The following is a 14,780-nucleotide window of genomic DNA, read 5'->3' as shown; positions in this document are numbered from 1 at the left end:
GTTAACCGTTTTATCAGCAGTTACGGATAACAGATAGCAGATAACTGTTAACAGGTAACGTATCAGCTTGGTGCTTAAAATCTTCCAAACTTCAAGGTAACATTATACGACATATTACTCAGGTTACTATCGGATAAGCCTGCAGCATCACTTCCAAACGCAGAACGATATGATACTCCGGGGCTAAAGCGCATCCAGCGGAATAAATTTACCTCCAATTGTACACCGGGCTCTGCAACGAAGAACCAATTCTCATCGTGCTTGTCATGTTTATCCCAGTCATTATGATTAAATTCATCATCCCAGTTATAGCGGTTGTACTGCACCGTAAAACCTGCGCCGGAGAAAAGATGAAACACCAGGTGAAAAGCTTTATTGGAGCCTAATACATATTCCGTTACCAGTCCGCACTGGCCATATTCGTAGCTCAGATTTTCTCCGGGCACCACGCTATATTCTGAGGGCACTGGTATATTGTTGGTTACGGCACCACCACCGAGGCCAATCATAAAACGGCGATTCAAATATACACCTCCATATACCTCAGCAATGTTGGCATACCGGCCGTTGATCTTTGTAAACTTATTGCTTAGCGCACCATAGCCGGTTACGCGGCCACCACTTTTGAAAACCGTCTGCATATCCTGTGCGTGCGATACCGTTACAACAAACAACAGGACGAAAGCGAGATTCGTAATCTTCTTTTTCATATTATAGAATTGTTTTTTCGCCCTTATGACAATAGGAAAGTACATCTACCCCTATGCCACCACCAAAATATTTTTATGAGCATCCAGCCGGTTTCTGAACCGATGCCATATACAACGATTCCGGTAATGGAGCAATCGGGCAACACATATCCATATTTAGTATAAAAACAGTATCTTGAAAACAAACAAAAACACTATGCGTGCACTTCTTTTTATTTACTGTGTTCTATTAAGTCTTACCATGCAAGCACAAAACCTGCGGTCGGGTGGAGTATTGAAACCGGAGCAGGCGATTATGGATATTCGCCATTATACAGTTGCATTGGATGTTGATCCGGAGCAACAAAGTCTGGATGGTTATGCAGAGATTGATCTGGTATTATCACAACCTACCGATATATTATTATTTGACCTGGTACATTTGCTTACCGTTAAAAAAGTCTGGGTAAACAAAAAAGAGCAGCCCTTCTCTCAAGCCGATGATTTGATCCGCATTACTCCTGCTGCCAAAGTGCCGGCCGGCAAAGTACACATCAGGATTGCGTACGGTGGCAAGCCTGGTATAGCAGAGCGTGCACCGTGGGTAGGCGGCTTTCAATGGGCGAAAGACTCGTTGGGAAATCCGTGGGTAGCCATTACCTGTCAGAGCGAAGGCGCCAAAATATACTACCCCTGTAAAGATCATCCCAGCGATGAGCCGAACGAAGGTGCTGATCTGATCATTACCGTGCCAAAGGGACTTTACGTAGCAGGGCCCGGGCTTCTCAGGAATGTATCTGCGAAAGGGAATAAAAGCACCTATCACTGGAAAACAAATTACACCATCAACAATTATAGCATTGTATTCAATATCGGGAAATATACCGTTGCCACAAGAGAGTACACAACCCTTAACGGCCACAAGGTGCCCATGCAGTTCTATGTATTGGAAGAACATAAGCATCGTGCCAATCACCTGCTCGATATATTCGAACGCAGTGTTCGCGTGCAGGAAAAATACTTCGGCGAATATCCGTGGATAAAAGAAAAACTGGCTATCTGCGAAACGCCACACCTGGGCATGGAGCACCAGACACTGAATGCTTATGGCAACAAATTCCGTTACACCAAAGCGGGCGGACAGGATTTCGACTGGCTGCTGCACCATGAACTCGGACACGAGTGGTGGGGTAATAAAGTTACCGGTATAGATTGGGCCGACATGTGGATACAGGAAGGCATCTGCACGTTTGGCGATCATCTATATACCCGCGAGGCCGATGGTGAAGAAGCCTATCGTAAGCGTATGCAGCAAACAGCGCGCGCTATAAAAAATGAAAAAGCTGTTGTACAAGGCAAAAACCTGGACACGGATGTAGTATATCATGGCGACATTTATGGCAAGGGTGCATTCTTCATGCACACTATTCGCTATGTAATAGGCGATGCTATATTCTTTCCAACGCTGAAAAAACTGGCCACCGATCCGAAATATACTTACGACAATCTTGTAAGCACAGATGATGTAGAGCAACTGTTCAGCCAGGCATCAGGTCAAAACCTGAAACCCTTGTTCGACTTCTACCTGCGCACTATCAACAAGCTTGATGTGCTGGTAAAGCAAACCGGCGATAACAAATACCAGGTACAACTGGTTAACTTCGATGCCGCTATACCAATGGATATCAAAACGGATGCAGGTGTTCAGCGCACTACGCTCTCAAAAGCAGGCATAACCATTACGAGTACAACAACACCGGTAATTGATCCGGAAGTGTTTTACCTCAAACGTGTGATCTACGAGTAATAAACAATGGGTCTTGTATAACCAGTACCGGTAATCAAAGTCCATCGATACTATATCTGACGCTCGGCGTGGACTGCCAATCATGCTGTACAAGATATTAAAGCGACAAAATTTGTAAGCGGTATATATACTTTGAAAAACCTCTCATCATGATCGATCTTAAAGAAGCTCGAAAACTGGCTTTATCGTTGCCGGAGAGTAGCGAAGAAGACCATTGGGGGCGGCCATCATTCCGGGTAAAGAAGAAAATATTTCTTACGCTATGGCCTGCGGAAAAACGTGCCGTTGTCAAGTTATCAACGGTAGATCAATCCGTATTCTGCGATTACAACGCAGCCGTCTTTTATCCTGTGCCGGGTGCCTGGGGCAAGCAGGGCTGGACAAACATCGAATTGCAAAAAGTAAGAAAAGACATGTTCAAAGATGCCCTGAATCTCTCATGGCAAAGCGTAGCACCCAAAAGCCTCTTAAAGAAAGAAGCAAGTATAAAGTAGACAAAATGTTGTAAAAAAAAGTATACAAATATTGACCAAAAAAGTATACAAATATTAACCAAAATAGTAAACATTTATTTACCTTTGAGCGTTGAACAACGAAAGACGCTCTTCCTGTTCTGTCGAGGGATAAATGGCAGAAGTTACCCGTTATGTTAAAGTTTAAATGCCGAAATGCAGTGAAATTCTCAAACTATTGAGACGCGATGGATGGTTCGTTGAGAGACTGGGAAAGGGTTCGCACATCATCTTAAAACATCCTACAAAAAAAGGGCTCATTTCATTTCCGAACCATGGATCGGCGGAATTGAAAACAGGAACCCTCCTTGCAATCCTGAAGGCGGCAGGAATAAAATAGTCGCCAGAGTTATTACAAATAATAAAGACAATGAAATGAAAAAGATAGTTGTCAAAGTTGAAAGAACAGAAACAGGCTTCTCTGCCTATGCAGAAAAATATGCAGCATTTACCACTGGCAAAAACTCCATCGAGTTAGTCAGAAACATGGTAGAATCCCTCAATCTATACTTTGAAGCAGAAGGTAAGGGTAAACGCGTTACAGCCACCGATATTTCTTTTGAGATGGAAGTAACAACCATCTTCGAGATCTTCACCGTTATCAATGTTCGTGCCCTGGCGGGTCGCATCGGCATGAATCACACACTCTTATCACAATATGCCACCGGAAAAAAGAAAGCATCTTCCAAACAAACCGAGAAAATCCTCGATGGTATACATGAAATTGGCCGCGAATTATCAGAGCTGAATTTGATACGATAACCCATTTCCGCATACTTTTACAGGCCGGCTCATCTGCGAGCCGGCCTTTTTTGTTTTCATTCACGCATCATCCATAACGATCATCTATGTCGCTCATCAGAAAAATTAAATCTACGATCGGACTCGTTCAGCAACTTGACCTTGACAAAATCGGCAAGCTTGCCGAAAAAGTTGACCTCAATAAAATGGTAGGACTTGTAAGCACAATGAAGCCGGAAGACCTGCAGAAACTTATGAAGTTTATGGAAGGCGGCAAGAAGAAGCACGAGTTTCCGGAGATTGATGGTGACTTCTACGATCTGGATCAATGGCTTACACCAGAAGAACGTGCTATACAATTAAAAGTGCGTGAGTTCATGCAGGAACATATCAAGCCGATTGCAAATGAGTATTGGTTAAAGGATGAATTTCCGCATCATATCATTCCGGAGATCGCGAAGTTAAATATCTGCGGACTCACCTATCAAGGGTATGGTTGCCCGGGAATGTCAAGTTTACTGGAAGGCTTCCTGGCAATGGAGATGGCGCGCGTAGATTGCTCTACCTCTACATTTTTTGGTGTACAGAGCGGTCTTGCGATGGGCGCTATATACTATTGCGGCAGTGAAGAACAAAAGCAGCAGTGGCTTCCGCGAATGCAGAAGATGGAACTCATTGGAGCGTTCGGACTTACCGAACCGGAGGTAGGCTCTGGCGCAGCAGGTGGTTTAACCTGTACCTGCAAGCGTGTGGGCGATACATGGATTTTGAATGGCCAGAAGAAATGGATCGGCAATGCTACGTTCGCAGACCTGGTAGTGATCTGGGCTCGCGACCTGGATGATGATAATGTAAAAGGATTTATCGTAGAGAAAGGCACTAAAGGATTTAAGGCCGACAAGATCAAGGGCAAGATGGCGCTTCGCATTGTGCAGAATGCGTTGATTACACTTACCGATTGTGAAGTGCATGAGAGCAATCGCCTTCAGCATGCAACTTCCTTTAAAGATACAGCGAAAGTACTGCGTATGACACGCGCAGGAGTTGCCTGGCAAGCCGTAGGCTGCGCACGCGGTGCGTATGAAAGTGCATTACGCTATACCCACGAACGCAAGCAGTTCGGTCGCACCATCAGCAGCTTCCAGATGGTACAAGACCTGCTGGTGGAAATGCTCAGCAACCTTACGGCTATGCAAACCATGGTGTGTCGCCTGTCGCAATTGCAGGATGTAGGCAAACTTACCGATGAGCAGGCATCGCTAGCAAAAGTATTTTGTTCACTCCGTACCCGCGATATTGTAAGCCATGCGCGCGAGCTCTTTGGCGGCAACGGTATATTGATCGAGTACGATATAGCACGTTTTGTAGCCGATGCAGAGGCGATCTATTCTTACGAAGGTACCAAGGAGATCAATACATTAATTGTAGGGCGGGCAATTACAGGACAGAGTGCATTTGTTTAATGATTATATTCAGACATTGTCCTGCTCTTGTTAAAGCATAGCCTGGCGATGGCCGGCATACAAGTACGACTTGAAGAAGGCATATGTTGTTTACACTTTCTTCTGAGCATTTGTTTCGCGGATCAATCGCACAGACATAAAGCCGAGTATACCGATCACGAGGATAATGGCTACCCAGATAATACGCTTGTCTGTAAAGAATGCAGGTGATTCTGTTTTTGCTGTTGTTTCGTGGTGTTCGCGTATTGCACCGATACGTAATACGTCCGGTTGATAGGCAATACTGTCCTGAAAGAATGCCAGATCGTACGAAGGGCTTGCCATAGCATCTTCACCAAACTTTATGCTATACGTCTCTCCTTTTTTGAGCCACGCCACGATGTAGCGATTAAGCTGATATACCTTCACAGTCGATACTGTCAGTGTAGGATTATCCTGATTATCGATTGCCAACATAAGTTCACGCGTCTTTAGCATGGGAAGATCAACAACAGCAGTCTGGCCTGAACGGATCTGGAAAGAAGTTACAGGTGCATAATAATCATGACTGCCCTTTTTTGCAGATCGTGTGGCACGCTGGTATACTTGTACATCACGCAGAAAATAGGGAGCGCCAGTCATTGCCAGCTCTAACTTGTCCAGCAGGCGCAGTGTATCGTATTGCAGGTATATATATGTTTTCTTTTGCTTTGCACTATCAGCAGTCACCATACTTCGGGTGGTTACTTGTGTGTAGATGCCTTCCGAAACAGATGTATCATAATATCCAGCCTTGATAACATTCAAAGGAGCGCTTGACGAGTCGTTGATGGTTAGTGAATAGTATGCATAATTACTCAATGGAAAATGTACTGTTTCCATATCGGCTGCTTCTGTTGCATTGTCGATCGATTGAAAATAAAACTTATCACGGATTGCAAACCATTCCTTTCCGTTGTCACTACCCGACAGGGTAGCCTGCTTCGTTACATCAGCGTTCCGGATCAACAAGTTAATATTGTTGATGGGAGTTTTACCAGCCACCTGTAGAATCAGCGTAGTGCAACACCCTGAACTTTGTTTCTTCTCAACAATTGTGTAGTCGTGAAATTGCTCCTGTATATATACCGGCTTCTCCTCGCGCAGAACATACGGCACTTCTTTGTTCGTGGCATCATACAATCGCACGTTGCTAAACTCGCGATTCGGATACGGTGCTGCATCAGGCGAAAGCAGAATCCTGTAAAAGCCATCAGCATGCACCGCCGGCAACGTTGCTTCTGCACGAAATGTTTGTGCCTGTGTTGCAAGCACATTTATGATCAATATAATGATTATTACACTTTGTCTCATGCAATCGTCTCCTTTCCTGGTTCATCTTCTGTTTTCGCTCCGGCATCGCTCGCGGGTTCATCTACCAGCAATAATTTTTTGAGGCGCTGATACATGAACGAGACAACCAGTAATAGCACCCCGAGTGAGATAAAGGCAGCAATCTTTCCACCTTCAGATATACCGCGTATATCAAAGAGGAATAATTTAAGTAACGTAATCAACAATAATGTAAGTGAAATAATACGCAAATGCTTTTTACGTGTCTTCAGCCCGAGGGCGATCAACAGGAACGAAGCCACGCCCCAAAGTATGGGGAAACCGATGCGATGATTTTGCGATATAATGGTATAGATCGAATCCGGATTTTTATAGAACAGCAATAATACCGCGTGATCAAGTTCGGCACTCGCCAGAAATACAAAGAACGATACATAGAACCATGAATACGCATTGTGCGTTTGCGCGTTAAAGCTAACAAGTTTCTGCACGCGCTTCAGCGTAATAACTGCCACAAAGAGCAGCAATGCTACATATACATAGTGGAATAAAAATCCGGTGGCACTTGCCTCGCCCAGCAAATAAAAATCGCGTGCGTTAATAATGGTTTCGTGATAAAAGAACAGGTACGCCAAAATAGCCACAGCCCCCCAACCGGCAAAGAACTGGCGAAGCGGTTCCGGCAAAATAAGTTTCTTCTCACTCATTAACAATCCTGCAATAAAGCACAGATTATAGCAACCGATCATGATCAGGAAAGCGGCACGATCATCTATATATCTTGAAAGCTGATATTGCAGCTCCAGAAATTGCGAAGTATACAACAATAAAATTCCACTCAGTGAAAGAATTACTTTGTAGGGCTTTATAAGATCCGCAAATTCTTCTGTCTCAAACTTCAGGAAATATAGTGTGGCTACAATAGATGCCAGCACAAATATGCCCGTGATGTAGGCCTTATTAATAATTACGGAAAGATCGCTTCCATATGTAAAATACAATTGCTGCCAATCCATCAAAAGACTCACCACCATCAGGACAACGATAACAACAGAAGCCAGTTTCATCAGTTTTATACCTGATTTTTGTGAAAGCCACAAGAGCAATACGGTTTCTGCTGCCCAGAACAACGTGATATAGTTTCCTTCAAGCTGCACAGGTGCTGCCAGACTTATAAAGGTGAGCACCAGCCCGATGAGCAGGAACACAAGGTTGCGGTCTACCCGTTCGTTCTTATACAAGCTATAGGCGAATACAAAATTAAATATACCCAGCGCTGCCGTAAACAATCCCTGAAATCCATGACCCGCTGATGTGTTGAGTATGGCCATACCGGCCGCATAATAGCAGAATGTGTTACTCAATAACAATGTTATTTCAATTGCTTTGAATCTGGTTTGATTACGAATGTTATTGACCACATTCATGAGGAAGAAAACAAGATAGAACAACGTGGCAAACAGCATGGCGCCACGCAACATCGGTATATTTTCATATTCGTATTTGGCTGCAAGCCACGAGCCAAAGAGAATTATTGTGAAGACATAGGCAATAATGTTAACGAGGTTCCACTTCTTATAATACGCCAATACGAGCATACCTGCATCGAGAATGAGCACGTAGGTAAACAGAACAATATAGTTACCCTCACCGGTGCTTACCATAAACGGAGATGCAAACCCTCCCAGGATAGCCAGTATAGCGAGTTCAATTCGATCATAGGCCAGCGATAACAAGATGGTAAAGCCGGTGATGACCACCATGAGTATAAATGCAGCCGTCTGGCTAAATATGCCATATTCATGAAAAGCTATGGCAATAGTTAAATATAGCACAGCTATACCGCCACCTACCAACACCGAGCTGAAAGCAGCAAACGTTTTGCGCAAGCGATGCGCTATACCGATCAATATACCACCACAGGCTATACCAATAAACACGCGGCCAATTACACCAATCCATTCCTGATCGATGGCATACTTTACAAAGAAACCGATACCCAGTACCAGTATACCGATACCGATTTTGTTGGCGAGATTCTCGCCTATGAATTTTTCAAGATCAGGGTTGCGCTCAAAGAAGCCGGGCCTGGGTGGTGCCGGTGGCGTAACTACGCGCTGTTTCCGGGGCGCGGTCACAGTCGGGAAGGTTACGACTTCTACAGGCGTCTCTGTTTTTTCCCTTACCTCTTCCTTTACTGCGGGCTTTACTTCTTCTGCCACCGGTTTAATATCTTCCCGCACAGGAAGCACTGGTGAAACAGGTTGTTCTTTTACCGGTTCTTCCTTTACCCCCGGCACTTCCGCTGGCTTTATTACCGGTGTTGCCTGCAGCACGGGGCGTTCGGCAACAACATCACGTTCGCGTCTCAACTCGCGCTCAGCCTGTTGTTCTCGGGACCGTTGCTTCCTGAATTCTTCCGACAGGTCGTCAAGCTTCTTTTGCAGGATCAGTAGTTGTGAGGAAAAGTTGTTTTTGATGGAGATCACCACAAAAAGGATGACGACAACAATAATAAAGAGGAGCAAGAGTGTAAATTCCATGCTTTACAGGGTAGGTAGCGCGACAATTACGGTTTTGAGGGTTGTTTCTAACTAATCACAGTTGTGAAAAATCAACATAAATATAATAAAAAGAAAAAGGCCGCTTCACATTGACTGAAACGGCCTTTTTAGAAAAGAAAATGTTAGTTATTTCCGGTGCTTTGTTACGAAGGTAAGCACAGGACGTCTTGAATGGCTTACTACTTCTTCAGCAATGCTTCCTGCCAATACGTGGGCAAAACCGGTGCGGCCGTGAGTTGCCATGGCAATCATATCGGCATTGATGCTATCCGCAAAGTATATAATACCTTCTTCCTCACTGATATCGTTGAATACGTTGATGGTATAGTTTTTCAACTGAAGTTTCTTCGCGAAGTTCTCCATGTACTTCTTCACCACTGCATCGCGCTGGAAGTTAGAAGGCGTGTTGATGCGCACCAGGTGAATGGTTGAATCATATACCTGCTGCGCTCTTCTTACTATACGTGAAAACACTTCTTCATCTTTATCCATAGAAGTGGCATAAACGATATTCTTGAAATCCTTGCTGGCCGGCTTGTTATGTACCGTGAGCACCGGGCAGTTTGAATGACGTACTACTTTTTCAGTGTTCGATCCGATGATCATTTCCTCGAGGGCTGTGCGGCCTGAAGTTCCCATAACCACAAGGTCAACCTTATTTTCGGTGATGATGGCATTCATACCATGAAAAGGTGTTCCAAGTCTGAGTTTCTGGCGCACTTTTACATCAGCAAACCTGGCATCAGAAGCGAGTTTCTCCATTTGCTTCTTGGCCTTTTCGATCAGCTTCGCCGTGAATATTTTATCCTCCCAACTTCCGCTATAAGTAGCTTCTCCTTCTACGTTAATAGAACCTTCGGAAGCTTCTTCAATCACATGCAGGAGTGTGATCTCTCCACCTGAACGTCTGGCAATGTCAGCAGCAACTTCTGCCGCGATCATAGCAGGCTTGGAAAAGTCAGTCGGGACAAGAATTTTTTTCATAAGGTATAGTAAGTTACGTTAATCGATTGCAATAAGGTAAAAGTAGCGATTTCGTTCAAAATTCAAAATGAGGGTTCCCTGTGCTGGTACATTACCATGATTAACGGGCAGGTGTCATTACAACAACAGAATTACCGATTTACCAATGACCATAAAAAAAGTAAAGGCCTCCCCTTACGGAAAGGCCTTTATAGGTCAATGAATTACAATTTATCTTAGAAACGAACAGTCTTGGTGTTACCAGCTTTGTCAGTTACTTCAAATGTCAGTGAACCTGATACATTCTTTACAGTATACAGTTGAGCAAAGTTACCTTCGATTGATTTGTTTTCGCTGTGTACAAGATTGTTAGCAGCATCGTAGATCTTTACATTGATCTGCTCAGCGCCTGTAGCAGATACAGACACGAGGAATTTACCGTCTTCGTTCGCTACTTTAGATATGTGCACATTCTTAGCAGAAGCGTCTACCGGCTTATAGTTTATTTTCTCAGTTCTTTTACCAGTAGCATCGATCAGCTCGATAGTATATTCACCAGCCTGAAGACCGCTAAAGTTCAGCGGGCAGATGAAACCGTCTGTACCATTGATAGTTTCAGTGAATACAATTTCTGAATTTGTATTATAAATATTCAATTTGATTTTACCAGCATTTTCAGCTTTGTAAATAACTTTGAATACTTCTGCACCTTTAACAGGTACCACAGCCAAACCCTTGTTGCTTGGCTCTTCCTTTCCAAGAGCCGCTACGGTTGCACTTACTACTACGAGTGCTGCAATGAAAAGTGATCTAGTTTTCATATTGATTTTGTTTTTTGTTTACGATACAAATGTAACGCAGGGGGTAGCAATAAAGCCGGCTGCTGTAAGGAAACATTTTTTTTAACTATAAAAAACGTTTGCGGAAAAATGAAAAGTAAAAACTATTGAAAAGAGGTATATATATACGCTGCAAACGCTATCAATACGATTTAAATTTAATACAACGTTTGCACCACTGTTTTTTAAAGCTCTTTACAAGCAAAAAAGCAACACCATAGGTGGCGTTGCTTTTTTATAACTTCTTCAGAGAGAAGTTATTTCGCAAGAATGATATCTCTCAATACTTCACAATCTCAGAATCTCCTCTTTCATCGATAAGCTCAAATAAAAAATTCCCGCGTATGCGTTCAGGTTGTAGAAACGGGCAAATTCGGTAATGTGATGTAATTGCTCACGATAAAGAAGTTGACCTTTCTCGCCATAGATACTGACAAAGACCACGCGGGGAGATCTGCCAGGCACCGTTAAGAGAAATTTATTCTCGTTGCCTACACGGGTTAAGTGTGCAGGGGCAACACTCTGCTCAGGTTCCTGCATCCGATAATTACCGACATGTGACTGGCGGGTGATGCCATCACTTATTTCAAATGTATATCTGCCCTCTGCCAGATCGCTGAAATTATAAGGACGCACAAAGCCATCTATTTTGCGAATAACTTCAAAGAAGACACGATCGCCTTTATCATTAAAGACAGTAACCTTTACATCGGAAGATCGGGTTCTCTTATAGTATACCTGAAAGATCGAGCCTTTTTTCATGATACCTACACCTATGGTAGAGGTGGGATTCTCTACACTGCGCGCATACACCGCATTGCCGCTACCGCATAGCAATGTCAACAAGATCAGAAGGTCTTTTTCATAACGGGTTTTGTGTTAATACAAATCACAGACGGCACGTATCACCTGAATGTTGCAGCGTAAACGTTAAATTTTGTTAACGAGAATGTTACGCGTATTCGCATAAAAACGAAAGTAAAGAATGCTGAAACGGAATCGTCTCTTTCAGCGATTATGAATTGTGTAAAGATAGTGCGCTTCATGTCGCCAATTAATATACACAGCATTGCAGCTATATACTTTTCACGCTATATATCTCCGTTAATTGAGGTGATAGACATCGCGGCTTTTCGCTTCCCTGTTAAGCAGATGCATCTGGTAACGAATGCGGTTCATCAGGAAGTTATCCATCTTCTCAAAAGGCAATTGAAGAAACTTATAGCGCTCGCTCAGATCGAGGCTTAGCTCACAGGCAACCTGGTAAACGGAAAATGTAGCTACATGCTGATTGATGTTACGGTTCTTCAGGTATTCCATAAACTGTTCATACAATGCTAGCCCGGGTATGCGACCGAGGTCTACATTTTTAAATTTTACATCGGCACCGGGATACATTTTACTTTTATAGGTATGCTGAAGTTTTCCCATGGAAAATATATCCTGGCATTTGACGATAATATCGGATTCGCCTCCGGGATAACGTTTGATAATACTCTCAAGGCGCATCAGCGAACCAATGCCGGCCTGGTTTATATCATGACTGAAATAGATGCCAAACGTAATATCATGTTGTTCGGCATCCTGTAACAGTTGTTTATAGCGGGGCTCAAAGATATGAAGCGGGACAAGTTCTCCTGGTAGCGGCAAAATGGCCAGCGGAAACATCGGGATATGAACGTTTTCACTCATACCAGTAAAACAAATCTTTTCGCAATAAGTTAATATTGCAGCAAATAATGTGGTTCCACATGAAAGCGTTTTTTCAGGGTTTCGTATCCAGGCAAAAAGCTCAGGTTTATGATAAACGAAAAGCCTGTTACCCTGGCTCCCACGCTTTCAATAAGCTCTGCAGCGGCGGCTGCAGTGCCTCCGGTGGCAAGCAGATCATCCTGCACCAGCACGCGCCAGCCCGGTTTTACGGCATCTTCGTGCATCTCAATACAAGCTGTACCATATTCGAGATCGTATTCTTTCTTTTTGACTTTATAGGGAAGTTTACCGGCTTTGCGGATGGGTATAAAACGACATCCCAGTTCATGGGCGAGGATAGCACCAAAGATAAATCCGCGGGCTTCAACTGCTGCTATGGCATCGAGCTGCTGGTTTTTAAAATCCTCGCGAAGACGCGCAGCGATTTCATGCATAAGTGCAGGATCGGCCAATACCGGGGTTATATCTTTAAAGACGATTCCTGGCTTGGGGTAATCGTAGATATCCCGGATGGTGTGTTTGATTTTATCGGATAGTAGCATGCTCGTAAATGAAAGATCAAAAGTAAAATTCCCGCACAAGAGTTCAATCACAAAATACCAAAAGGGAATGTTTTAATTCAACGTATGACTTTTTTGAATGCAGACGGCAGAAAATTGACGACATCGGATGCAATAAGCGATATCATTTCTTTTTCACGGGCCGCCAGATCGCCAGCCAGTCCGTGTATATAAACTCCGGCTATGGCAGCATCTGTCGATGAATAACCCTGCGCCAGCAGCCCGGTAAGTATACCGGTTAGCACATCGCCGGTGCCTCCGGTAGCCATACCCGGATTGCCCGTAGGATTAAAGTAAATATTCCCATCCGGTGTGGCGATGGAAGTAAAAGCACCTTTCACTACAATAACTGAACGCAGTTGACCTGCCAGTGCTTTTTGTTTCTCTAACCGGCTAAAATCATCAGACCATTTACCGGCCAGCCGTTCGAATTCTTTAGGGTGTGGCGTAAGTATACTTCCCGGGGGTATCAATGGAAACAACTCGCGGTTGGCAGAAAGTATATTTAAGCCATCGGCATCAATCACCATGGGCCTTCTAAAATCTTCTAATACCTTCCTGAATGCCTTTACCGTTTGCTTGTCGTGGCCGAGACCAGGACCTATGCCAATCGTTGTATAATTCTCTAACGGTGGCACTATAGTAAAGAAGTGATCATGCTCATCTATACTGGCCATCGCTTCCCGGACAGCAGTCTGCAATATAGTATATCCGCATTTCGGAATATGCACGGTAAGCAAGCCGACCCCTGCACGCAGCAAAGCATCTGCCGATAGTAATGCTGCACCCATTTTGCCATAACTGCCTGCAATGAGCAGGGCATGACCATAGGTTCCCTTGTGATCGAACTTGCCGCGAGGCCGAATGATTCGCCTTATATCTTTTGCTGTAGTATGAAAATGTTGAGTAGCCGTTTGGTGAATAAACGCCTTATTCAATCCGATATCTACCACGCACCATTCTCCCACAAACTGGAAATTGCCCGGAAAGAAAAATGCCAGCTTAGGTATCTGAAATGTAACCGTATAATCGGCTCTCACAATCGCGCCCTGCGATGCACGGTCAGCCATAAGCCCGGAAGGTATATCTACGGCTACACGAAGGGTATCTGTATCATTAAGAAGATGAATAACCTGTGCATATATACCTTCTACCGGTCTGGAAAGACCTGATCCAAATATAGCATCGATCACTACATCACAATCCTGAAATATATCTTTATGTATCGATGAAGCTGCTGTTATCTCAACAATCTCAGTTTTTCCCTGAATGCGTTGAAGATTTGCTTTGAAGTCGTCTGTTTCCGAGCCGCCCCGAATGCACCATACTTTTACAGGATAACTCCATTCCCTGAGCAGACGTGCAATACCCAGGCCATCTCCGCCATTATTGCCGGTTCCGCATACAATTCCAACCTGTTCCGATGTATCAAACCGCCCGGTAAACCAACTTACAAATGCACGACAGGCGCGCTCCATCAGATCGATCGATGCCACCGGCTCATGTTGAATGGTATACGCATCCAACGCCTTAATTTGTTGAGAAGAAAGAACCCGAATCATACTATATTGAGAGAAATAAAGAAATATACCTAAAATTAGGTATTGAAAACCCGAAA

14 protein-coding genes are annotated in these 14,780 nt (G+C 43.9%); 5 read left to right on the top strand and 9 right to left on the bottom strand.

The annotated features are described in order from the left end of the window. Nucleotides 1-74 precede the first annotated feature (74 nt). Nucleotides 75-710 (bottom strand): hypothetical protein, encoded by a 636-nt coding sequence (locus V7Q33_RS06365; protein WP_333819289.1) that lies wholly within the window; start codon nt 708-710, stop codon nt 75-77. A gap of 196 nt (nt 711-906) precedes the next feature. Between V7Q33_RS06365 and V7Q33_RS06360 the strand changes: the two genes are divergently transcribed. From V7Q33_RS06360 to V7Q33_RS06340, 5 genes are all read left to right on the top strand, one after another. Beyond that, nucleotides 907-2,496 (top strand): M1 family metallopeptidase, encoded by a 1,590-nt coding sequence (locus tag V7Q33_RS06360; RefSeq protein ID WP_333819288.1) that lies wholly within the window; start codon nt 907-909, stop codon nt 2,494-2,496. A 149-nt stretch (nt 2,497-2,645) separates the two neighbouring features. After that, nucleotides 2,646-2,990, top strand: coding sequence for an MmcQ/YjbR family DNA-binding protein (locus tag V7Q33_RS06355; RefSeq protein ID WP_333819287.1), 345 nt, complete (start codon nt 2,646-2,648; stop codon nt 2,988-2,990). 166 nt (nt 2,991-3,156) lie between these two features. Beyond that, entirely contained in the window at nt 3,157-3,348 is a 192-nt protein-coding gene (locus tag V7Q33_RS06350) for a type II toxin-antitoxin system HicA family toxin (protein ID WP_331982713.1), read from the top strand. A 35-nt stretch (nt 3,349-3,383) separates the two neighbouring features. Then, nucleotides 3,384-3,770: a hypothetical protein gene (locus V7Q33_RS06345; protein ID WP_333819286.1), complete on the top strand. Its 387-nt coding sequence runs from the start codon at nt 3,384-3,386 to the stop codon at nt 3,768-3,770. Between the two features lie 86 nt (nt 3,771-3,856). Continuing rightward, nucleotides 3,857-5,212, top strand: a complete 1,356-nt coding sequence (locus V7Q33_RS06340; RefSeq protein ID WP_331982709.1) for an acyl-CoA dehydrogenase family protein — start codon at nt 3,857-3,859, stop codon at nt 5,210-5,212. Nucleotides 5,213-5,302: 90 nt separating this feature from the next. On the opposite strand, the gene V7Q33_RS06335 is transcribed toward V7Q33_RS06340, so the two are convergent. The 8 genes from V7Q33_RS06335 to V7Q33_RS06300 form a co-directional block, all read right to left on the bottom strand. Further along, nucleotides 5,303-6,544 carry a DUF3999 family protein gene (locus tag V7Q33_RS06335; protein ID WP_333819285.1) on the bottom strand — a complete coding sequence of 414 codons (1,242 nt, stop codon included), beginning with the start codon at nt 6,542-6,544 and terminating at the stop codon, nt 5,303-5,305. Further along, on the bottom strand, nt 6,541-9,066 hold the full coding sequence (locus tag V7Q33_RS06330) for a DUF2339 domain-containing protein (protein WP_333819284.1): 2,526 nt from the start codon (nt 9,064-9,066) through the stop codon (nt 6,541-6,543). Before V7Q33_RS06330 ends, V7Q33_RS06335 begins: the two co-directional genes overlap by 4 nt. A 147-nt stretch (nt 9,067-9,213) precedes the next feature. Then, nucleotides 9,214-10,071 carry a universal stress protein gene (locus tag V7Q33_RS06325; RefSeq protein WP_333819283.1) on the bottom strand — a complete coding sequence of 286 codons (858 nt, stop codon included), beginning with the start codon at nt 10,069-10,071 and terminating at the stop codon, nt 9,214-9,216. Between the two features lie 215 nt (nt 10,072-10,286). Then, the gene (locus V7Q33_RS06320) at nt 10,287-10,871 is read right to left on the bottom strand and encodes a hypothetical protein (protein ID WP_331982701.1); all 585 of its coding nucleotides are present in this window, start codon (nt 10,869-10,871) and stop codon (nt 10,287-10,289) included. A 306-nt stretch (nt 10,872-11,177) separates the two neighbouring features. Then, entirely contained in the window at nt 11,178-11,735 is a 558-nt protein-coding gene (locus tag V7Q33_RS06315) for a hypothetical protein (RefSeq protein WP_333819281.1), read from the bottom strand. A gap of 258 nt (nt 11,736-11,993) precedes the next feature. Then, nucleotides 11,994-12,581, bottom strand: a complete 588-nt coding sequence (locus V7Q33_RS06310; RefSeq protein WP_331978567.1) for an LON peptidase substrate-binding domain-containing protein — start codon at nt 12,579-12,581, stop codon at nt 11,994-11,996. Nucleotides 12,582-12,610: 29 nt separating this feature from the next. Next, nucleotides 12,611-13,144, bottom strand: a complete 534-nt coding sequence (locus tag V7Q33_RS06305) for an adenine phosphoribosyltransferase (protein ID WP_331978565.1) — start codon at nt 13,142-13,144, stop codon at nt 12,611-12,613. Between the two features lie 77 nt (nt 13,145-13,221). Continuing rightward, nucleotides 13,222-14,724: an NAD(P)H-hydrate dehydratase gene (locus V7Q33_RS06300; protein WP_331978563.1), complete on the bottom strand. Its 1,503-nt coding sequence runs from the start codon at nt 14,722-14,724 to the stop codon at nt 13,222-13,224. Nucleotides 14,725-14,780 lie beyond the last annotated feature (56 nt).

It is taken from the genome of Ohtaekwangia sp. (assembly GCF_036786105.1).
GTDB lineage: Bacteria > Bacteroidota > Bacteroidia > Cytophagales > Cyclobacteriaceae > Ohtaekwangia.
Note: the sequence above shows the minus strand (reverse complement) of the source record. Positions and strands in the feature narration are given on the sequence as shown.

Bases quoted from the DNA above. Each gene is read 5' to 3' on its own strand.
- V7Q33_RS06300 (WP_331978563.1), bottom strand. From the start codon at position 14,724: ATGATTCGGGTTCTTTCTTCTCAACAAATTAAGGCGTTGGATGCGTAT.
- V7Q33_RS06360 (WP_333819288.1), top strand. From the start codon at position 907: ATGCGTGCACTTCTTTTTATTTACTGTGTTCTATTAAGTCTTACCATG.
- V7Q33_RS06320 (WP_331982701.1), bottom strand. From the start codon at position 10,871: ATGAAAACTAGATCACTTTTCATTGCAGCACTCGTAGTAGTAAGTGCA.
- V7Q33_RS06345 (WP_333819286.1), top strand. From the start codon at position 3,384: ATGAAAAAGATAGTTGTCAAAGTTGAAAGAACAGAAACAGGCTTCTCT.
- V7Q33_RS06355 (WP_333819287.1), top strand. From the start codon at position 2,646: ATGATCGATCTTAAAGAAGCTCGAAAACTGGCTTTATCGTTGCCGGAG.
- V7Q33_RS06325 (WP_333819283.1), bottom strand. From the start codon at position 10,071: ATGAAAAAAATTCTTGTCCCGACTGACTTTTCCAAGCCTGCTATGATC.
- V7Q33_RS06305 (WP_331978565.1), bottom strand. From the start codon at position 13,144: ATGCTACTATCCGATAAAATCAAACACACCATCCGGGATATCTACGAT.
- V7Q33_RS06330 (WP_333819284.1), bottom strand. From the start codon at position 9,066: ATGGAATTTACACTCTTGCTCCTCTTTATTATTGTTGTCGTCATCCTT.
- V7Q33_RS06350 (WP_331982713.1), top strand. From the start codon at position 3,157: ATGCCGAAATGCAGTGAAATTCTCAAACTATTGAGACGCGATGGATGG.
- V7Q33_RS06310 (WP_331978567.1), bottom strand. From the start codon at position 12,581: ATGAGTGAAAACGTTCATATCCCGATGTTTCCGCTGGCCATTTTGCCG.
- V7Q33_RS06365 (WP_333819289.1), bottom strand. From the start codon at position 710: ATGAAAAAGAAGATTACGAATCTCGCTTTCGTCCTGTTGTTTGTTGTA.
- V7Q33_RS06335 (WP_333819285.1), bottom strand. From the start codon at position 6,544: ATGAGACAAAGTGTAATAATCATTATATTGATCATAAATGTGCTTGCA.
- V7Q33_RS06340 (WP_331982709.1), top strand. From the start codon at position 3,857: ATGTCGCTCATCAGAAAAATTAAATCTACGATCGGACTCGTTCAGCAA.